The sequence below is a fragment of the Bacillus sp. PS108 genome (assembly GCF_037963335.1).
Lineage (GTDB): Bacteria > Bacillota > Bacilli > Bacillales > Bacillaceae > Bacillus > Bacillus subtilis.
The window spans coordinates 3551835-3572015 of sequence record NZ_CP150155.1; the positions used below are offsets into that span (position 1 = coordinate 3551835).

The window sequence follows — 20181 nt, forward strand, 5'->3', positions numbered from 1 at the left end:
CGGTCAATATGCCTTTTGGCTCTATTTTACAAATCATAGTCAAAGAGATAACGGAACCTTAATCATAATAAATGTCCCAAGACCTATTTTCGAATCTATTGTCATCGTTCCTTCCAATAAATCTACTCTTTCTTTCATGCCCAGCAAGCCGAATGATTTGTTTTTCTTCTCTTTCGCTTCCTTCAGGTCGAACCCTTTACCGTTATCTTTTATCATTAAAATCACAAAATCCTTTGTGATCTCAACTTTGACTGTAATTTCTTCAGATTCAGAATGCTTTAGCGCATTAGACACAGCTTCCTGTGCGAGCCTGAAGAGCGCAACCTCAAACTGAGGCGCTAGCCTCTGATCCTCTGTTTCTCCAATGCACTGAAAATGTATTTTGACCTTCCCGTTATATTCCTCGGTTGTATATAGATATTTTCTTAAAGTTGGAATCAAGCCTAGGTCATCAAGGGCCATCGGTCTTAAATCATATATAATCCTTCTCACTTCGTAAAGGGCATTCCGAACATTTTGGCGTAGATTTTTAATTTCTTGGAATCCGTCCTCTGCGCCCCGGTCACGGAAAATCCGCTCGATTAATTCCGATCTCATCATAACATTCGCCAGCATTTGAGCGGGTCCGTCATGGATTTCTCTTGAGACTCTTTTTCGCTCTTCTTCCTGCGCCTCAATGATTCTTAAGCCGAAATCCTGTTTTGCCTGAGCATCAGCAAGAAGCAGTCCAACTTCGCGCAAATCCTGATTCAAGTAGTTGAGCACAACTGTAATTTGGCTTACTAATGATTCTGACCGCTCAATGATTTCCTGAAGCCCTAGCAATCTGCGCTCCAAATCGTCCCGCCGTTCGCGCAATTGCTTCTCACGCTGCTGGATCATCGTCAATTCTACCTGCAGCTTATGGGCTTTTTCATAAGCATTGCGGATTTCCTCTTCACTGAATCTATGAAAATTACGGCTGACCTCGGATAAACGGTTTCTCGCATGGCGAGTTTGCACTTCAAGTTTATCGCCAAGCTCAATCACTTCATACACCTGCTGTTTAATTTGTTTCAGTTCTTCGACCAGCTGTTCATACTGCTGGCGTGACTGCTCCCCGATTTGAAAAACCTCGTCCTTGCTCCCGTCAACGGTTTTCAGCATCTTCATCAAAATAGAATCCAGCACTTTGGAATCCATCTTTGTTTTATTCATAATTTCCCTCCGTCACGGCGTTGTCATATATTTTTATTATAAATGTAATTGATCTGCAAATTATGTCGAATTATAATGAAAGAATGCGTATATTCTAGAAAAAAACATTTTTATATACTATCTACTCTTTATGATACCAAAATACGCACAAAAATTCTAAAGACTGTACGAATTTGTATAGGCAGTCTTTTATGCTTAGCAGGAGGGTCAGCTAGCATGCTGCACAGCTATTTTACTGTGAAAGAAGCAGGAGAACACGAGATTGTTATAGAAAAATCGCGTTTTATCTGTCATTTAAGCCGTGTTTCTACCGAACAAGAGGCACAGGAATTTATACAGAAAATAAAGAAACAGCACTGGAATGCGACTCATAATTGCTCGGCTTATGTTATTGGCGAGAATGATCATATCCAAAAAGCCAATGATGACGGGGAACCAAGCGGTACAGCGGGAGTGCCGATGCTCGAGGTTTTAAAAAAACGCAGGCTGAAGGATACTTGCGCCGTCGTTACACGCTACTTCGGAGGCATTAAGCTTGGTGCTGGCGGATTAATTCGCGCTTATGGGAAATCAGTGTCTGAAGGATTAAATCATATAGGTGTTGTAGAACGGAAGCTTATGCGAATCATGCATACTTCTGCAGATTACACATGGCTTGGCAAGATTGAAAATGAATTAAGGGAGTCACAATTTCTGTTAAAGGAAATCCATTATGCGGAAAACGTTGAATTTGAAGTATACGTAGACGAGAAAAGAATTTCAGAATACTCTCAATGGATTTTAAATTTAACGAATGGATCATGTTATACTAAAAAGGGTATTTTGATATATCTTGAAAAACAAGTTGAAAATCAAAAGGAGAATAAATGATGCCAGAACGAGTTAAGGTTCGTGTAAAGAAAAAAAAAAATAAACGAAAAATTATTTTAAAGCGTATATTATTGCTCTTTTTCCTATTTTCTATAGTATTCGCAGGAATAATTGGATATAAAGTATATAAAACGCTTCAAGCAGCTGATAGTTCCTATAAAGAATTAGATCGTGGTGAAAAGTCGAAATTACGCAAAGAAGTAGTTGATCTTAAGAAAAAACAACCTTTTTCTGTACTTTTGTTAGGAGTCGAAGACTATGCAACAGGCGGAAAAGGAGGAAGAACCGATTCTATTATTGTCGCTACTATCAATCCTAAACAAAAGACCATGAAGTTACTGAGCATTCCTCGAGATACAAGAGTTGAAATATCTGGTGATACTTCTGGGACAAAAACGAGAATTAATTCTGCATATGGGAAAGGCGGAGCTCAAACAACTGTTGAAACGGTTGAAAAGCTCTTAAATATACCAATTGATTACTATGCTACTGTGGATTTTAAAGGCTTCAAAAAAACAATTGATGAAGTTGGTGGAGTTGATGTTGAGGTCCCCTTTGATTTTAATGAGAAAAGTGATACATCAAAATCTAAAAAATTCTATTTTCAAAAAGGGAATATGCATCTAAATGGGGAAGAGGCTCTTGCCTATGCACGGATGAGAAAACAAGATCCACGGGGTGACTTCGGGCGTAATGATAGACAAAAACAAATTTTGATGGCCATGTTAGATCAAGTCTCAAAACCTTCTAATCTTGCAAAAATTGATACCCTAGCAGATCAAGTAAGTGATAACATAACAACAAATTTAAGGATTACCCAAGTCCTAGCACTTCAACAAATTTTTAGCGGTTTTAAAGGTAACGATGTTGAAACATTAACTCTAAAAGGCTCAGATTTATATATCGGAAATAAGTACTTCTTTCAACCTGATGATGAAGAATTAACAAAAGTTCAAAAAGAACTTTATAACTTTTTGTACCCTGATAAATAATAATTCACAATATCCGTACTTTTACTGACAAGGTTTTAGACTTTGATTAAAAAGAGGCAAAGAATTTAATTTCTTTGCCTCTTTTTTGTTTTTTATATATCCTTAGGCATCAGATCTTTATATGCCCAAAAAAACTCTTAAAGACCAATAGTTAAAGTTAATTGATTTGGTATGAATTCACGATACTCCACATATTCTTCAGTTTAATTTTGAGAATAACTGAAGGATTTCCTCCGGAAAAATCTATAGGTTTGCAATATTAAATGCAAACCCTGCCACTATGGTACAAATACCCACATTAAATCCACACCAATTTTAGGGGAATTAACTCTCTTAACGTAAAGACTTAATACCCATACTATTCTTTCTTTTAGATACTCTCCCCCTACATGTTAAAAGCCAACTCCACTAAATCCAAACAAGCATTCAAGACACCTTAAAATCAGTATTTAGTCAATTAGTACTTTAAGAAGCAGAGACTGTTAAAATATAAACAAATTATCCTTTAAAATTAGATTAATTTTCTATTTGAACCTTTAATTCCTTATAAACTATGGTATAATTACACAGAAAATCTAATTAAAGGGTTGGTTAAGGAGGTGAAAAAATTGAAAACTAAATTTAAAAAACTTATTGGAGCAGTAACTATTACAGGTTTAGTATTAACTGGTTTTGCTGCAACTAATGCTCAAGCAAAAGCAAATACGAGTGATTCCAGTTTCAATTTGAAGTTTAATGGTAATAGTACAGCTTATACTCCAGCTAGAACTAAATACAACTCTACAAGTGCATACATTAATGTCAAAACAATTAGTGACGGCGATCCGTACTATAAAGTATCTCTTGTAAAGTCAAACGGGAAAAATTTCTCTAAAACATGGACATATACATTCGGCACATATGATGCTGAAAATCCTAAATTAGCTAAACACTATATTAAGAATTATGCTATGGAAGATAGTAAAGGTTCCCCCATTAGTGTAAAAATTAAAGCAAAAGGTTATAGAGGAGCCGCTAGCTATAATTGGCACTCCCGTGGTGTATGGAGCCCTGATTCCATCTAAAAAAGTAAGCTCTTTAAAATTTAAAATTGAAAATTGTGTATAAGGAGAATCGTATATGAAAACTAAATTTAAAAAACTTATTGGAGCAGTAACTATTACGAGTTTAGTATTAACTGGTTTTGCTGCAACTAATGCTCAAGCAAAAGCAAATACGAGTGATTCCAGTTTCAATTTGAAGTTTAATGGTGATAGTACAGCTTATACTCCAGCTAGAACTAAATACAACTCTACAAGTGCATACATTAATGTCAAAACAATTAGTGACGGCGATCCGTACTATAAAGTATCTCTTGTAAAGTCAAACGGGAAAAATTTCTCTAAAACATGGACATATACATTCGGCACATATGATGCTGAAAATCCTAAATTAGCTAAACACTATATCAAGAATTATGCTATGGAAGATAGTAAAGGTTCTCCCATTAGTGTAAAAATTAAAGCAAAAGGTTATAGAGGAGCCGCTAGCTATAATTGGCACTCCCGTGGTGTATGGAGCCCTGATTCCATCTAAAAAAGTTTAACTGGCTTTAATTTTAAATTATGAATAAGGAGAATCATATATGAAGGCTAAATTCAAAAAACTTATTGGAGCTATAGCGATCGTAAGTTTAGTATTTACAGGTTTTGCTGTAAGTAATGTAAGTGCTAAAGGAAATACTAAAGATACCAATTTTTCTTTTCATTTCACCAACAGTACAAGTGGAAAATACGAATATACTGGTTCAAGAGAAAAGCGTGATAATACAAGCGCTTATATGAGCCTTAAAAGCATTAGTATGACAGGTGCTGTTCATTATTCTGCAGAACTTGTTACCAGCTCGGGAAAAAGTTTTTCCAAACGGTATCGCTACGTATTTGGAAACAACTTCAGACTTTATCCTAAAACACAATACTTAAAAAACTATGCTCACGAGGATTACAAAAAAACAATTAAAGTAAAAATTGAAGCAACAGGCTATGGAACAGTTAATAGTTGGGGTGCTGCTGGTGTTTGGAGTCCTGACTCCGTCTAAAAGATAATTTAATCTCAAATGATAAGATATGAAAGTTTCTTTCATATCTTATCATTTATGTAAAGGAGATTTGTAATGTTTAAAAGTATAACAACTAGAGGCTTCACTAAAAGTACAACTTTATTCATTTTGATTTTAGGTTCTTTAATAGCTATCTTAGATGTTGTGGAAAATAATGTTATTCACTTAAAACCATCTGATTATTGGGATTATCCTCTCGGTGTATATAACTGGTGGTTTTTATTTAATCCAGAAATATACCTTTCAATCATTATCACTGTTTTTCCATTGCTAGCATCAGTACCATATGCAGATTCTTACATCGAAGAAAAGAAAAGTGGATTTTTAAAAAATATTCTACTAAGGCAAAACAAAAACAAGTATTTAACAACAAAGTTTTTCATTAACTTTTTAATTGGTGGGATGGCATCGATTACTCCACTTGTATTAAACTTAATCGTTTATTTCTCATTGTTACCAGCTATTAAACCAAACATATACTTTGGTAATATTCCCGTTTTTGGTTTTTTACCTGATCTATATGTAAATCATCCTTTAATATATATAATTTTAAGAATTGGAAACTGTTTTATTTTTGGAGGCATTTTTGCTTCAATTGCTTTGACCTGCAGTCTTTTTGTAGAAAATCGTTATATTGCTATTGGTATACCTTTTTTTATTTACACAATTTTAGACATTATTTTAGATACATTTAACTTTCAAAGCTACTCTCCGCTTAAATTTTTATTTTTAGATGTCCCCTTTACATATGGAATCTACGTCATTGCAACGGTAACAATAATCATACTTTTTGTTGTCTTTTGTGTTGGAGGTAAAAAGAGTGAGAACATTTAGACTCTTCATTTATGTATGCAATCACACTAAATATTCTATGTTGTTAACAGTTTATCTCGCTGCTTTACTCATGTATTACCAAATAAAAAATAACATTGACTTTGATAAACTTTCGATATTTGATTTTCTGTCTGACTTAAATGGTATCATGGGACTTACTAATAAGAATGTGATGGTATTTATACTTATCCCTTTTATCTGTTTAACAATATTATTAATTATGAAACGAGAAGAAACATATAATAGAATAATTAAATTACCATCTAGAACATCGGTTTGGAATAAAACTGTAATAATCTCTTTGGTTTACACCTTTATATTGACATTTATTTTAGTTTTGGGAGGATATTTAATAGGTGGTTTAATTTTTGGTTACGAAAATAAATGGATAGGAACCAACGGACAAATCACTGTACTCTTAAACAATAACAAGATACCGAATCCAGAACAATACTTAAATAAGCTTTCAACATTTAATGTTTTAACAATCATTTTTTTAACTAAATTTTTGTGCTTATCGATAATAGCATTAAGTACCGCCATTATTAAAACCATTATAAAAAATAGCAGTTTGACTCTTTTGTGTATATGCATATACAGTTACATTGATGCTATGTATCTAAATCCTTCTTTATTTATAAATAAATCCATCCTTGATGTAAATAACTGGTTGAATTTAAGGAATGTATTAATTAATAATGTTTATTTCATCATCTTACTATTTGCTCTATATTTCATAGGCCGTGAGTTATACTCGAAAAAGGACTTTAAAAATTAGGAGGAAAAATACTACTTGAATGATATAAATATTGTATTCAAACTGCTAATAAGAGATATACGCAACAATTTTCACAGGAATAAGTGGAAGTATTTTTCACTTAGTATATTAGTATGTTACATATCAATAATGAATTCTAATCAGTTTGAAGATACATCTATGAGTATAATTGAACTTTTTTATCTGAACTTTAAGGATGTAGGCTTTATTAATAACTATGAATTAAACAGTGTCCCAACAATTTGGATGATTATAAATATATTCGTGATATTTATTTGTGGCGATGCATTGTATTATGATAGCAAATTAAATGTTTACCTTTTACTAAGAGTTCAGAAAATCCATCTATATTGGATTTCTAAAACCTTGTTTATTATTTTAAATATTATAAGTACCTATCTAGTTTTATTACTTGTTACTTATATAGTAGGTTTGATATACAATTTAAACTCTTTGAATTGGAACATGCCTGCTGTCAATATTATAAATGACTTAAGCTTTAAACAGGTTACTGAAGGAAAATTTTTAATTATCATTTTCACACTATATGCTTTAACATCTATATCACTGACTTTAATTCATGTGTTTTTCTCTTTTTATATGAATTCCAACTATAGTTTTTTAATAGTCGCTATCCTAATATGTCTTTCTATATTTATAAATAACCCATTGCTTCCGGCAATACATTCAATGATTCTTAAACATACTATTTTTGAACCCAGTCATCATCTTACGCTTCAATATTCGATATGCTATAACGTCTTGTTAAGCATTTTTTTATTTTTTGCTATTTATATTTCTTTTAAAAAAAGGGATTTAATTTAAATGAAAGCAGAGGATTAACATGTCAAAGAGTGCATATTTAAAAGTAGAACACCTTACAAAAAAAATTAGAAAGCAAGTTCTAATAGACGATATCAGTTTACAGTTAGATCGAGGGAAAATTTATGGATTTACAGGAAAAAATGGATCAGGAAAAACAATGCTATTTAAGGCAATATGTGGTCTTATTAAACCGTCAAGCGGATTTATTGAAATTAACGGAAAAAAACTTGGAGGGAAAATCTCTTTCCCAGAGAGCGTTGGAGCTATAATAGAATATCCAGGATTTTTACCTAACTATACAGGGTTTAAAAACCTTAAGATGATAGCAGATATAAAAGGAATACTCACTGAGGATCAAATAAAAAACACAATAGAATCCGTCGGTTTAAACCCTGATGATAAAAGAAAATTTAAAGATTATTCTTTAGGTATGAAACAAAGACTTGGAATTGCCCAGGCAATTATGGAAGATCCAGAACTAATTATTTTAGATGAACCTACCAATGCTCTTGATAAAGATGGAATATCACTTGTAAAAAATTTATTAATAGAACTAAAAGAGAAAAATAAGTTAATCCTTCTTGCTAGCCATGAATCGGAAAGTTTAGAGTTTCTTTCAGATGAAATTTTCATGGTAGAGAAAGGGAAAATTATTAATCATACAATACTAAAATCATGAGACATTAAATTCAAGGGAGAATTTAAAATGTTTAAAAAGAAAACATATATTTTATTACTAATAAGTTTTTTAATATTATTTTTTGTTTATCGTGTCTACGTAATAAACAAAAATGTTCCTGCTGAATTTTCAATTGAGTATTTTCCTAAAAAAGAAGTGATAACATGTGATAATATAAATATAAAGGTTTTATCTTCAGAAATAGGAGACAAAAAAGACAATATAATTCCAATATCAATTGAAGCAGAAATTCAAAATAAAAGTAATCATGTAACAACTGATGGAGCATTGTTTATTGAAACAATGCTCGGTATAGACAATTATACAAGTCAAACGAATGAAGGCAAATTTGATATGAGTAAATTAAAAAAATTGAAGCCACATCAGTCAACTAAAATAAAATTGGTTTATCAAGTTGATGACTTTGCCCTTCAAGATAGAAGTGAAAAATTAAAACTGTATCTGCCAACTAAAATGTATAATAATGAAGTCCATGATAAATATGATCAAGGGGTTCGTTATGCTAAAGCAATTAAGTTATAAACAATATTAAAAAAAGGATTTCTAAGTTGAATGTACTTTCATCATCTTAGAAATCCTTTTTTCATTTGTTCTTTAATTCCTTTTCACCAGACGTTTATAAAACTTCGTAAACGGCTTAAATTTTTCATTTACGAGTCCTGTCACTTCTGCTATGATCTGCATAAAAATGATTAAAATGAAGATAATAAACAAAGAAAGCCAAATTGTGGCACTTTTAAGCACAATCGCACTGATACTGAAAATAAATCCAATCAAATAAATAACTAAGACTGACATCCGATGTGAAAGGCCAAAGGCCATCAGTCTATGGTGAATATGCGACTTATCAGGCGCTGAAATCGGCTGTTTGTTTAATATTCTCCTGATGATAGCAAATGTTGTATCAAAAATCGGTACGCCTAATATAATAATCGGGATAACGATACTGAACAATGTGACACTTTTATACAGGCCTAATAATGAAAGAATCGAAATACTATACCCTAAAAAAAGTGATCCCGTATCTCCCATAAAGATTTTTGCCGGGTGGAAGTTGTAAAACAAAAACCCCAGCGTGCTGGCAATAACGACTAATGAAAGTGACAGAATGAGCACTTTTCCGCCGGATAGCGCCATGACAGCGATCGTTGACAGGCCGATAACAGAAAGACCGGCAGCAAGGCCATCCAATCCATCAATCAGGTTAATTGCGTTCGTAATGCCGACAATCCATAATACCGTCAGCGGATAAGCCATCCATCCTAACTCAAACCGTTCTGTTAAAAAAGGTACTGAGAAAAAGTCCATTTTTAAGCCAGTGCTTACAATCATAATGGCTACACCTAATTGAATCAAAAACTTAACTTTTGCACTTAATTGATACTTATCGTCAAGAATACCTAACACAATAATGATGAATGCTCCGACTGTAATTGCCGTCATCCTTGTTTCTGTGTAAATACCGGATGCAAGCACTCCTGCAACCACCCCGATAAATATGGCCAGCCCGCCCATCCGGGGCATGATTTTGTCATGTACTTTTCGATTGCTGGGCTGGTCAACTGCACCTATTTTAATCGCAATCCTTTTTACGATAGGGGTTATGATTAAAACTGTCAGCAGCGAGACAATAAACGCAACAACAATGCGAATCATGCGTTCGTCAAGCATAAAGAAGTCTCCTTTGGCATTAAATAAAGTCTTTATTTATATAGAGAACCGTTCCTTCCATTATACCTTCTCCTTAGTTATTATAACAAGCTTCATCAAAAAGAAACACGTATAATCAAAAAACGCGCATCCCAATTTATAGGACTACGCATGTTTTTGAATCCCTGTATATTTCATAATTTGTCTAAACAAGCAATTCCAATCTTTTGTGCGAGCGATGTTTCGACGCATTTCTTTATAGGTTTCATCTCCGTTTTGTCCGAGAACTTTTTCACAAGCTGCTATAAAATCAATTGGATGATCACCTTCTACATATTCGTACACATACGGCTTTTGCATTTTTGAGGTTGACGGAAGATTAGAGCCGACGACAGGTTTTCCTGCCGCTAAAAATTCAAATAGTTTCAGCGGAAACACAGCTTGATTATACGATGTTTTTTTATAAGGCATGATGCCAATGTCGATAAGCTCCATAAAATGCGGAACTTCCTTCGGATCTGCCGGGCCGATCCATATGACATTGGGAAGTCTCAGCAGCTCTTGAAACGAAACGTCACCATTGGTGGCATCCGGGCCAACCCATAAAAATGTCCAATCAGGCTTTTGCCGGGCGGCTTCTTCAATCATTTTAAAATCGAGCTTCGGTTTAATTCCGCCGATAAAACCTAACACTGTTCCTTCTCTCCCCTGCAGTATACTGCGGTCGGGAGCTTGTTTATTTGAAGAAAACAGCTCATACTCCACACCGTTTTCTACAGTATGAACCTTTTCTCGTCCTGCAGTCAGTTTTTTGTCTACTTCCTTGTGAAGATAATCTGATGAGCAGGTTATTGAATCTGCTCGTTGTATAATTCTTAGCTCTGCCGATTTAATGACTTTTCGCCGGAATTCAGACAGCAGATTTGATCGGCCGCTAATCGGCGCCGCCCATAAGTCACTGCAGTCATAAATGACCTGATCCCAAGGATACAGCGAAGACAGCAGCGGGAATCCAGGAAACGTGTACCATAAACAGCAGTGTTCACCATTTGCAGAAGCTAATGCAAGCTCATCGAGTAATGGGGAGAGCTTATGTCTGTAAAAGACATCTGTATATCGTCCGAAGCGAAACATTTTTTTCTGAAGCAGGTCTTTGACAGCGAATTGCCTGATGCCAGAATGGACTTCCTGAAACTCTTTCCCTTGGGCCCGCGGAGCCGGACATACCCAAATGACTTCCTTCGTTTCCTCCTGAGCAGCTAAAAATTCTGCCAGCCGGTGCCTTCTGTATCTCAATTGGTCTTTTCCCCATTCAGCAGTGGCAACGATGACATGAATGATTGCTTCTTTTGTTTCCACCTTCATCACCTTTTCTCTCTGTTTGCGGCTATAATCTTTTTTTCACCGCGTTTTTGGCATATTGAACAAAACACCATGTTGCTTTCATAAAATGAAGCCGTTCGATCTCTCGGTAGACATACCACGTTTTTTTCGCAGCCTTCCATTTGTTTCTGGATATCGATGTTTCAACGATGCGGTATTCGGCGAGGGGTTCGTTCAGTCCATATGCCTTGAATCCCCGTTTTAATACGGATAACCATGTCGCCAAATCCTGACGGGTTCTAATATTCGGCATACGGATATCACCGATTTGCTCCCTGTCAATCATTACCGTCAAGCAACCAATAATCGTATTTTTTAATACATCATCATATGTAAGGCTCACGGGTGCATGAATGGTTTTATGAATTGGTTTGCCATCTTGGCTGATCAGCTCGTATGCCGTAAATGTGAAAGCATGCTGATGCTTCCTCATGAAGGCAAGCTGCTTTTCCAGCTTTTCTGCTTTCCATACATCATCGCTGTCCAAAAATGCGACATAGTGCCCTTCGGCTTTGCTGAGCGCCGCATTTCGCGCAGCTGCAGCACCTTGATTTTCTTTCAGAAAAATAGCATGGATCCGGTCATCATCTTCTTCATAGCGCTTCAAAATGTCTCTTGTCCCATCTGTTGAGCAATCATCCGCAATAATCATTTCCCAGTCGGAAAACGTCTGATTTAAGACGGACTGAATGGTTTTTTCGATATATTCCTCCGCGTTATAGGAAGGCGTAATGACAGAGATTAAAGGTTTTTGCCTCGTCATGGTCCTGATCCACATCCCCAATTATAAATTTAACGTTCTCTGAAAACTTCCGGAACAACAATAATAAAAAATGACAGCGCCAAACCAATCAATACCCCCAATATCGCTCTTTTTTTAGGCGACATGCCGACAACCTGGTTATCAAGTACGGTCAAGGGCTCAATTTCTTCAGCAGCCTTCATATCAAGCTTGCTTGTTTCAAGTTCATACAAAAACCGCTGTTTGTCAACTTTTGAATCAGCGCTGACTGTTTCGCCTTCAAGCGCCTTGATATTATTTTCAATGACTTCTTCCCTTTTTGAAAAAAGCGCCTTATCTCCTTTCATATAGGAGTCTTTGATTTTTTCTAAAGTATCCGATGTTTTCTGTTTGTCAGGCCCTGTGTAGCTTAAATTAAAAAGCGAATCCGTTCTGATTTCAATCACCAGATCATCTTTCAACTGCGCCAAATCCTCTTCCGACATCCCCGGAAAAATATCCTTTAAAAAAGCTCCGTTTTTCAACAGCAGCGGTACTTGTTTTGCATTGTTGTACTTAGCTTCTCCATAGTTTCCGGTTGATATCGTTACAGTAGCCGTGTAATCAGACGGAGCAACACTCCCCTTCGGTATAAAATAGCCGACAAGACCAAGAATAAGAGGAAGCACAATTATCGCCACAATAAACTTTTTCACTCTACCAGCAATACGTTTGATTAAATTCATCACATGAATTTCTCCCTATTTTTAAATTAGCTTTTCAAAAATTATCTATACTGTTCGGTTTCATCTGTTCCGCTGATTCTAAAAGTGTTAATTGCCGCTATAACAAGGGCGAGAAACACCCAATGGAAGTATAAATTCGAAACGGAACTCGGGCTGATACTTGACACAAGGAAAGCGACAAGCGCGGCTGTCAAACCTTCAATGAGAAGCTTTGGCCGCCTTCCAAGTGATCTTTTATAATACCGGTAAAGCACAGTTATTAAATAAATATACATTGTTAAATAACCGAGCATCATCACAACTCCAAAGTTCGTCATGATCTCAACGAGCCAGTTATGAACCTCGACGACCTGATCCGTATCGAACAGTGCATGATGTTCCAAATAATAAGGTACATTGCCTGCGCCAACCCCAAATCCGTAAGTATCCAGCACATAATGGCCGGCGTTTTTCAACAAGTTTGCCCTCCCTACATTGGATGGCAGCGGCTCGCTGAAATCGTGTGTTGTTTGCGGAGCTAAAAAGTATGTATAAAAAGCTCCAGTAATCTTTCCTGCAAACAGGGTGACAAAAGCGATACATCCTGCAGCTGCGGCGATGAGCGCCCATTTTTTAAGTATCTTCGGCAGCAAAATGAACGTATAAACGGCAAGTCCGGCTATAACTCCTAGGATACTGGCTCTTGATCCAGTCAGAAAAATCAAGTAGGCCGAACAGAACGCAAGGATCAATCCCGCTATTTTTAAATAGCTGTTTTTAATGTTTTTGAAAAAAGATAAATAAAAGCAAAAGCTGATGGACAGAAATGTCGCAAAGTCATTTTGATTGAAAAAAACGGATGTCGGATAGTGCTGTTTATAGTGCGGCCCGTTGTAAAGAGTCGAGCTCGGCAGGTGGTTGAATGTAAAGTGATTGTAAAACCCTATACCCATTACAAATACGGTCATGACCAGCCATATGTAATAAAATGCGAAAATGCGATCCAATTTTTGAAAAAACATGACAATCAGAAAAACGAAGAACATTCCCATTGCCAATAGGAACATATATTTTATGCCATCAGTAACAGATTTGACCCAAAGCAGTGAAATCATTCCATAACAGAACCAAAATGCGAAAAACATTAGTATGCCTTTGACACGCACCTGATTCCACTTTTCAAGGTGTCGGCTGCCTTTCAACATTTCTGCTATGAATATGAATCCTGCCAGAATCAGAAGAATTCGATATGGAAACAGGCTGAAAAAGCCCAATTTAATCGTAAAAAAAGCATTGTTGGCAAAAGTTGCAGCGATCAGCAAATATAATACGGGCACTAGCAATTGCTCAGATGACATATATTTCCTGATCACAACCATCGAAGTCAGTGCAATCATAATTAGACATGCTAGCAAGATTTTTTTTGCATTGGATTGGGCCAATACAATGCATGCTAACCCTGCGGTCAATGCGGCGAGCCAAACCAGAACATTGACCGCGGAACGTTTGAGACTCATTTTTCCCCCTCCTTCCGCTTCTTTCTGGAAAAGGGCTGCCGATATCAGACAGCAGCCAGTAATTTTACATATTCTTTCTATTTTATGATTTGATACGTTCTTTTCCAGTCCTTAAGCGATTGGCATTTTGGTTACCAGTTTTAGATATTCTATGTTCCGTACAGTGTGATGTGGATATTCTCCCGTTTGATTAGGCTTTGAGCGCCTCGACGTTGGCAGAAGCCACAACATTGCAATAAAATCCACGTATTCAAAAATCACCGGAGCCTTACCACTGGGTCAGCAAATTGGAGAAAGTAGATACAAGATCTCTTCTCCTATTCCGTCCTGGCGTGGCCCATATACGTTGCTATATCGTAAAATGCTAGACTCTGTTCCATACAGATCATAGGCTGGCTTTAATTAGCTCATCTACCGTAAGTTTCGCCCCATATAGTGAGTCGGGATTTGTTTTTATTTTTATGACAGATGTCGACAGGCGGATATTTCCGGATATTCATAAACAGCCGCTGATGATGCAAAGACGATCTATTTCACATTGCATTCGCTCACTGCTATCAGAATATGGAGCTAGTCCCTCAAATTGATGTTTTCATCATCTAAAAAACGCTGACAGATTCTGCTATGCTCATTTGTGCAGCTAAATGAATAATATAATCGAGATCAATGCTTTTGATACATCGATGCCTTTCGGCTTCGTAATATCCTGCTCATGAAAGTCAATCGGGAGGCCGTCAATGTTGATTTGGTGTCCCGTAGTTAACTTAACAAGAATTGAAACTCCGTTAATTCTCTTTCAGAAGGTGTTCAGCAATATGCGAGCCGATAAAGCGCACCCAACTGTCATTAGTACTTTTCCCATTGTTATCTCCCATCATTTATACGTTGGTCAGAATTCCTTCTACCTGTACTTCCGGCCGTCCGATTGAATGATAGATCATACCTTCGTTTCTCATTTTTTCAACTTCAAATATATTACGTCCATCGATTAAGACGGGATTTTTCAAAGCGGCCTTGAGTTTGGTAATATCCATGTTCTGTACCTCATGCCACTCTGTCAATATGACGCAGGCATCCGTATCTTGAATCGTCTCATACAGATCTTCGCTGTAAACAGCTTGATCGCCGAGAATCTTTTCTGCTTCAGGAACCGCAATCGGATCAAACGCTTTGACTTTAGCACCAAGACTTCTCAGCGTCGGAATGACATCCAGAGATGGAGCCGAGCGCATATCGTTTGTATTAGGCTTGAATGCCAAACCAAGAATTGAAATGGTCTTGCCGTTTAAATCGCCGAACACATCAAGGAGCTTCTGCACAATGTGGGCACGCTGCTTTTGGTTCGTCTCGATGACGGCTTCAATCATTTTAAAAGGGTAGCCGACTGACTTCGCGATATGCAATAAAGCCATTGTATCTTTAGGGAAGCAGGAGCCGCCAAAGCCGATTCCGGCTTTTAAAAATTTATTGCCAATTCTGCTGTCGAGTCCGACACCTTCAGACACCTTTGATACGTCAGCTCCGACTCTTTCGCAAATATTCGCGATATCATTAATGAACGAGATCTTTGTAGCCAAAAATGCATTTGCAGCATATTTAATCATTTCTGCACTTTCAAGGTTAGACTTGACAATTTTCGTTTGAAAAGGCTTATGAAGTTCTTCAATTATCGCAGCAGCCCTTTCACTTGTCGCGCCGATGACGGCTCTTTCCATATTCATCGTATCGTAAATAGCTGTTCCTTCACGAAGGAATTCGGGATTCGAAACGACGTCGAAAGGAACTTCTCCTTTTGAAATACGTTGTATGATACCTTGTACGAGCTTTCCAGTGCCAACAGGGACAGTGCTTTTGTTGACGATGACTTTATAGCCGTTCAGATGCTTTCCGATCATTTCGGCAACAGATTTAACAAATGTCAGATCTGCTTCCCCTGTTTCCGACATCGGTGTTCCGACTGCAATATAAATAATCTCAGCTTCTTCAATCGCTTTTGGAATATCAGTAGAGAAAAATAAGCGATTTTCGTTTACGTTTTTATCCACAAGCTCTTTTAGGCCGTTCTCATAAATCGGCATTACTCCGGCTAAGAGTCCTCTTATTTTTTCAGCGTCGATATCACAGCAGACAACTGAGTTTCCCACTTCAGCAAAACAAGTTCCAGACACCAGCCCGACATATCCCGTCCCAATGACAGCAATTCTTTTCAACATTATCATTCCCTTCTTTCAGCTGACCCTTCAAATCCAATAGCTTGATTTAGGTAATGACTTTATCTCTTTCTATTGAAAAAATCTGGGTTTTTTGTTTTCCCAATCATTATTTTATTAGCTTAGACGCAAATAGATGGATTTAGACAGTATTATATTCCACATTCATATACCATATTAACCGACAGATCCTAACTTAATTGTTCTTGACAACATCCTTATACACATCCAGCAACTTGCCGGCATTTTGAAAGGCGTCATAATCATCGAGCACCGTTTGATACAGTTCTTCAGCAATGACTTCTTGCCAAGTGCCGACTTCCAAATATCCCTTGACAGCTTCTGTAATGCTTGAAGCCGAGCGGGGCTTGATCAGCAGATGTTCATGCTTTCCGAATAAAGACGGAACCCCTCCGACCGCTGTACAAAGCACCGGAACCTTGAGGGCGAGCGCTTCAATGACAACAGTCGGCATCCCTTCTGAATACGAAGGGAGCACAAACAAATCAGAGGCAGCCAGATATTCAGATATTTGAAGATTTGCGACCTGCCCCGTTAATATTGCTTTTTCACTGGCGATTTGACGGATATGCTGCTTCTCCGGTCCATCGCCGATGAATACAGCTCTGTAGCTGTCATCAAGCGACCTGACCGCTTCAGCCAGCTCGGCTACACCCTTTCCTTTCACCAAGCGACCGACGAACGTCAGCAATTTTTTGTCTGTCGGCAAGCCGAGTTTCTCCCTCAATTCAAGTGTTGAAGCGGAGTTTTTTTGAAAATTGTCCAGGTTGACGCCGATAGGAAGCACCGCGCAATCAGCACCGGTCATTTCTTTTGTTTTGGCTTTCAAAGCATCGCTGACAGCCAAAACTTTAGCTGCGGCATGCACAGCCATATCAAATGCTCGAAAAGCGCCTTTGCTGTAATGAGGATAAATATTGACATCGCTTCCGTGCAAAGTTAGAACATAAGGAACCTTCAGCCTCTGTGCAATAACGGCAGCGGCACCCCCGGATGGCATCGCGAAATGGGCATGGATAAGATTCGGCGCAAGGCTGTACTTCTCGATCGTCCTCAATACTGACTTTGCGATCCGGCGATGCGGCTGAGCCCATTTTAGCTGTCCCGGCAGAGCCGTATATGGTGGTCTGTAAACCGGGATACCTTTTCTTTCTTCATATTCTGGGACTGTTCGTGTTTGGCGGTACTTTTTTTTCAACAGCCTCAGAGGAGCAGGGTTCACAGGCAATGGACATATGACTGTCACATCAACGCCCTGCATATACAACGCCTGAACCTGTGTTTCATGAAAAACACCTTCTCCCGGTTTTTGACTACTTGGATAAACACTGGTAATCCAAAGAACCTTCAATGATGAACCGCCCTTTCTGCTGTCATCTTCCTAATTGGGCCCTCATAGCCCGCCGATATAATTTGCTGACCAAAAAAACGTAAAAAATCCCGCTTATTCCGACCGAAACTGTCAGCTGAAGCATGGCGCCGTGAAGCAGATGTCTGCTGCCAACGCTCAAGACAAGCGCCAGCAATGCCATAAGCAGCGTCAAGGTGAGCGGTTTTCCAACGGTTCGAAAATATACGCCCAGCTTCAGCTGAATGACATATTTGAGCAGCCATCTGCCAATAAAGAAATTAATCAGGCTGATCGCTGCATATGTCCAGGCGGTGATCGTCAAATCATTCGTTAATACCGCCGCATAAAGAGACAGCCCATAAAGGAGCATGATCCCGCTGTCCCAATAAAATGCCAGGTCTGCTCTCCCCTTCGCCAGCAAAACTGATCCGTTCGGATTCATCAGAACCCTGAGCAGTCCGACAATCGCGAGGATGTTCAGAACCGGTACAGCCTGCAGCCATTTTTCTCCAAAGGCGACTTCAATAAATAAATCTGAAACAGTCATCAGTCCGATCAGAAGCGGGAATGAAATCAGTGCGAGAAGCTCTGTCATATTTAAAAAACCTTCGCGCAGCGTTCGGTTATCTCCCTTATTTTTTGAGAAGACAGGAAACGCTACCCGTGTCACGATCGGGTTGATTTTTAACACGGGAATCGTAATAATCTGATAAGCTAGGTTATAGATTCCCAAAGCTTCCGCACCGAGAAACCGTCCGATCAAAATCATGTCGATATTGGCGCCAAGTCTGTTTACAAGCCTGGAAGCAAGCTGAAATGCGCCGAAAGAGAAAAATTCTTTTACTTCCCCTAATGCAAAGACAAAAGAAGGACGCCATTTTTTAAAATATACAGCAAAAAACAAGATGCCTTTAACCGAATTAAGAAAAACTTGTGAAAATGCATAGGCCACAATTGGATCCATCAGAAAAACCAAAACGAGCAGGAGCACAAATGACAAAACGGTGACCCCGGCTTCTATTTTGCTCAACACATTGAACTTCAGTTCTTTTTGCAGCATATATTGATACTGCTGCCCGACCGGGGCGATTAAAAACATGCCGGCCAATATCCGCACAAGAAAAACCAGTTCATCCCGCTGATAAAAGTCTGCGATAAAGGGACTCAGGCAAAACAGGCCGATAAACAAAAGGATGCCTGTTAAGATATTCAGCCAATACAAAGTAGATAATTGGCGTTCACTGATATTCTCCTTTTGAATTAAAGCGGCTCCAAATCCCATATCGAGTACAATTTGTGTGAAAATAGTAACAGTGGTCAGCATCCCGACCAAACCGAATTCAGCAATTGTCATGATATTGCCGAGCAGTGCAAACTGTATAATTTGAATAACCGTGACGATCAAGGTTGAAACACTTGTCCATTTTGCACCGCTTAATATTTGTTTCGTAATGGTAGACATAGCATATTCCTAACTTCCTCGTATTATCTGGCTCCTTCGCCAGTCAATACAACTTTAATCGTTTTTAGTATAACCTTTAAATCGAGAAGAAACGTTAAGTTCCGAATGTAATACAGATCGTGCACCAATTTTTCTCTCGGACTGATATCATAGCCTCCGTTTACCTGAGCAAGTCCCGTTAACCCCGGTTTAACAATTAAGCGATTTTTAAATCCCGGAATTTCGTTGTGAAACTGAGCGGTAAACATCGGTCTTTCAGGCCTTGGCCCCACAAGGCTCATGTCACCAGCCAGCACATTGATCAACTGCGGAAGTTCATCGATTCTTGTTCTTCTTATAAAAGACCCGACTGCAGTAATGCGCGGATCATCCTTCTGCGCCCATTTTGCACCGGATTTTTCTGCGTCAATTCTCATAGAACGCAATTTGATCACCTTAAAATGCTTCCCGTCTTTTCCGACGCGTTCCTGGCGGTATAAAGGGGAACCTGGTGTTTCGATACAGATTAATATACAAAACAGCAGAATAAACGGTAGTGTAAGAGCGAGCCCAATCAAGGAAAGGACGATGTCCATTACCCGTTTCATATATAAATATCGTACTGCTTTTTTAGATAGAGCACAGGAATATGTTTGCTGGCTTGAATATTCATTGTACATTCTTAAACTTTTGTCGATACTCACTAGCATACACCTCGATTAGTATGTTACTGTTAGATCTTTTCGTCAGTGTAGCATACGAACGTAAACATAATGTAAAGGAGTTATTAAAATTAGTAAATTCATTGATTTTTTGTTAAAAGTGCATGCCTCCGTTTTGTCTTTAAATTCACCAAAAATATCATACT

At 37.8% G+C, this 20181-nt stretch carries 19 protein-coding genes; 9 read left to right on the forward strand and 10 right to left on the reverse strand.

Features of this window, described 5'->3' with window-relative positions:
- Positions 1-39: 39 nt before the first annotated feature.
- On the reverse strand, positions 40-1197 hold the full coding sequence (degS, locus tag NSQ16_RS18450) for a two-component sensor histidine kinase DegS (RefSeq protein ID WP_003227983.1): 1158 nt from the start codon (positions 1195-1197) through the stop codon (positions 40-42).
- Between the two features lie 216 nt (positions 1198-1413).
- On the opposite strand from degS, the gene NSQ16_RS18455 reads away from it, so the two are divergent.
- The 9 genes from NSQ16_RS18455 (at position 1414) to NSQ16_RS18495 (ending at position 8816) form a co-directional block, all read left to right on the forward strand.
- Entirely contained in the window at positions 1414-2067 is a 654-nt protein-coding gene (locus NSQ16_RS18455) for a YigZ family protein (protein ID WP_230488620.1), read from the forward strand.
- Positions 2067-3059, forward strand: coding sequence for an LCP family protein (locus tag NSQ16_RS18460; RefSeq protein ID WP_230488619.1), 993 nt, complete (start codon positions 2067-2069; stop codon positions 3057-3059). Before NSQ16_RS18455 ends, NSQ16_RS18460 begins: the two co-directional genes overlap by 1 nt.
- A gap of 599 nt (positions 3060-3658) precedes the next feature.
- Complete coding sequence (locus tag NSQ16_RS18465) at positions 3659-4123, forward strand: hypothetical protein (RefSeq protein WP_228394534.1); 465 nt, start codon at positions 3659-3661, stop codon at positions 4121-4123.
- 55 nt (positions 4124-4178) lie between these two features.
- Positions 4179-4634 carry a hypothetical protein gene (locus tag NSQ16_RS18470; RefSeq protein ID WP_095010556.1) on the forward strand — a complete coding sequence of 152 codons (456 nt, stop codon included), beginning with the start codon at positions 4179-4181 and terminating at the stop codon, positions 4632-4634.
- A gap of 49 nt (positions 4635-4683) precedes the next feature.
- Complete coding sequence (locus tag NSQ16_RS18475) at positions 4684-5136, forward strand: hypothetical protein (protein WP_014481058.1); 453 nt, start codon at positions 4684-4686, stop codon at positions 5134-5136.
- Between the two features lie 75 nt (positions 5137-5211).
- On the forward strand, positions 5212-5991 hold the full coding sequence (locus NSQ16_RS18480; protein ID WP_076457519.1) for a membrane-spanning protein: 780 nt from the start codon (positions 5212-5214) through the stop codon (positions 5989-5991).
- Positions 5978-6769, forward strand: coding sequence for a hypothetical protein (locus NSQ16_RS18485; protein WP_230488618.1), 792 nt, complete (start codon positions 5978-5980; stop codon positions 6767-6769). Before NSQ16_RS18480 ends, NSQ16_RS18485 begins: the two co-directional genes overlap by 14 nt.
- A gap of 844 nt (positions 6770-7613) precedes the next feature.
- A complete protein-coding gene (locus NSQ16_RS18490; RefSeq protein WP_046160909.1) occupies positions 7614-8273 on the forward strand; it encodes an ATP-binding cassette domain-containing protein in 660 nt (219 codons plus the stop codon).
- A 27-nt stretch (positions 8274-8300) separates the two neighbouring features.
- Positions 8301-8816, forward strand: coding sequence for a hypothetical protein (locus NSQ16_RS18495; protein WP_014481063.1), 516 nt, complete (start codon positions 8301-8303; stop codon positions 8814-8816).
- Positions 8817-8888: 72 nt separating this feature from the next.
- On the opposite strand, the gene NSQ16_RS18500 is transcribed toward NSQ16_RS18495, so the two are convergent.
- The 9 genes from NSQ16_RS18500 to NSQ16_RS18540 all read right to left on the reverse strand — a co-directional run bounded on the left by NSQ16_RS18500 (position 8889) and on the right by NSQ16_RS18540 (position 20017).
- A complete protein-coding gene (locus tag NSQ16_RS18500) occupies positions 8889-9965 on the reverse strand; it encodes an MraY family glycosyltransferase (protein ID WP_003227975.1) in 1077 nt (358 codons plus the stop codon).
- A gap of 144 nt (positions 9966-10109) precedes the next feature.
- Positions 10110-11303 (reverse strand): glycosyltransferase family 1 protein, encoded by a 1194-nt coding sequence (locus tag NSQ16_RS18505; protein ID WP_230488686.1) that lies wholly within the window; start codon positions 11301-11303, stop codon positions 10110-10112.
- 28 nt (positions 11304-11331) lie between these two features.
- Positions 11332-12090 carry a glycosyltransferase gene (locus NSQ16_RS18510; RefSeq protein ID WP_230488617.1) on the reverse strand — a complete coding sequence of 253 codons (759 nt, stop codon included), beginning with the start codon at positions 12088-12090 and terminating at the stop codon, positions 11332-11334.
- A gap of 29 nt (positions 12091-12119) precedes the next feature.
- Positions 12120-12794: a hypothetical protein gene (locus NSQ16_RS18515; protein WP_230488616.1), complete on the reverse strand. Its 675-nt coding sequence runs from the start codon at positions 12792-12794 to the stop codon at positions 12120-12122.
- Positions 12795-12835: 41 nt separating this feature from the next.
- On the reverse strand, positions 12836-14290 hold the full coding sequence (locus NSQ16_RS18520; RefSeq protein ID WP_230488615.1) for an O-antigen ligase family protein: 1455 nt from the start codon (positions 14288-14290) through the stop codon (positions 12836-12838).
- An 878-nt stretch (positions 14291-15168) separates the two neighbouring features.
- Positions 15169-16509 (reverse strand): UDP-glucose/GDP-mannose dehydrogenase family protein, encoded by a 1341-nt coding sequence (locus tag NSQ16_RS18525; RefSeq protein ID WP_277710345.1) that lies wholly within the window; start codon positions 16507-16509, stop codon positions 15169-15171.
- 187 nt (positions 16510-16696) lie between these two features.
- Complete coding sequence (locus NSQ16_RS18530; RefSeq protein ID WP_230488614.1) at positions 16697-17872, reverse strand: glycosyltransferase family 4 protein; 1176 nt, start codon at positions 17870-17872, stop codon at positions 16697-16699.
- Between the two features lie 22 nt (positions 17873-17894).
- Positions 17895-19334 carry an MOP flippase family protein gene (locus tag NSQ16_RS18535; protein ID WP_230488613.1) on the reverse strand — a complete coding sequence of 480 codons (1440 nt, stop codon included), beginning with the start codon at positions 19332-19334 and terminating at the stop codon, positions 17895-17897.
- Positions 19335-19357: 23 nt separating this feature from the next.
- Complete coding sequence (locus tag NSQ16_RS18540; protein ID WP_033881395.1) at positions 19358-20017, reverse strand: exopolysaccharide biosynthesis polyprenyl glycosylphosphotransferase; 660 nt, start codon at positions 20015-20017, stop codon at positions 19358-19360.
- Between the last annotated feature and the right edge of the window lie 164 nt (positions 20018-20181).

What these genes read in the sequence shown, in the direction of transcription:
- NSQ16_RS18520 (WP_230488615.1), bottom strand. Translation starts at nt 14,290, where the DNA reads ATGAGTCTCAAACGTTCCGCGGTCAATGTTCTGGTTTGGCTCGCCGCA.
- NSQ16_RS18475 (WP_014481058.1), top strand. Translation starts at nt 4,684, where the DNA reads ATGAAGGCTAAATTCAAAAAACTTATTGGAGCTATAGCGATCGTAAGT.
- NSQ16_RS18495 (WP_014481063.1), top strand. Translation starts at nt 8,301, where the DNA reads ATGTTTAAAAAGAAAACATATATTTTATTACTAATAAGTTTTTTAATA.
- NSQ16_RS18460 (WP_230488619.1), top strand. Translation starts at nt 2,067, where the DNA reads ATGCCAGAACGAGTTAAGGTTCGTGTAAAGAAAAAAAAAAATAAACGA.
- NSQ16_RS18455 (WP_230488620.1), top strand. Translation starts at nt 1,414, where the DNA reads ATGCTGCACAGCTATTTTACTGTGAAAGAAGCAGGAGAACACGAGATT.
- NSQ16_RS18535 (WP_230488613.1), bottom strand. Translation starts at nt 19,334, where the DNA reads ATGTCTACCATTACGAAACAAATATTAAGCGGTGCAAAATGGACAAGT.
- NSQ16_RS18510 (WP_230488617.1), bottom strand. Translation starts at nt 12,090, where the DNA reads ATGACGAGGCAAAAACCTTTAATCTCTGTCATTACGCCTTCCTATAAC.
- NSQ16_RS18500 (WP_003227975.1), bottom strand. Translation starts at nt 9,965, where the DNA reads ATGCTTGACGAACGCATGATTCGCATTGTTGTTGCGTTTATTGTCTCG.
- NSQ16_RS18470 (WP_095010556.1), top strand. Translation starts at nt 4,179, where the DNA reads ATGAAAACTAAATTTAAAAAACTTATTGGAGCAGTAACTATTACGAGT.
- NSQ16_RS18515 (WP_230488616.1), bottom strand. Translation starts at nt 12,794, where the DNA reads ATGAATTTAATCAAACGTATTGCTGGTAGAGTGAAAAAGTTTATTGTG.
- NSQ16_RS18490 (WP_046160909.1), top strand. Translation starts at nt 7,614, where the DNA reads ATGTCAAAGAGTGCATATTTAAAAGTAGAACACCTTACAAAAAAAATT.
- degS (WP_003227983.1), bottom strand. Translation starts at nt 1,197, where the DNA reads ATGAATAAAACAAAGATGGATTCCAAAGTGCTGGATTCTATTTTGATG.
- NSQ16_RS18480 (WP_076457519.1), top strand. Translation starts at nt 5,212, where the DNA reads ATGTTTAAAAGTATAACAACTAGAGGCTTCACTAAAAGTACAACTTTA.
- NSQ16_RS18525 (WP_277710345.1), bottom strand. Translation starts at nt 16,509, where the DNA reads ATGATAATGTTGAAAAGAATTGCTGTCATTGGGACGGGATATGTCGGG.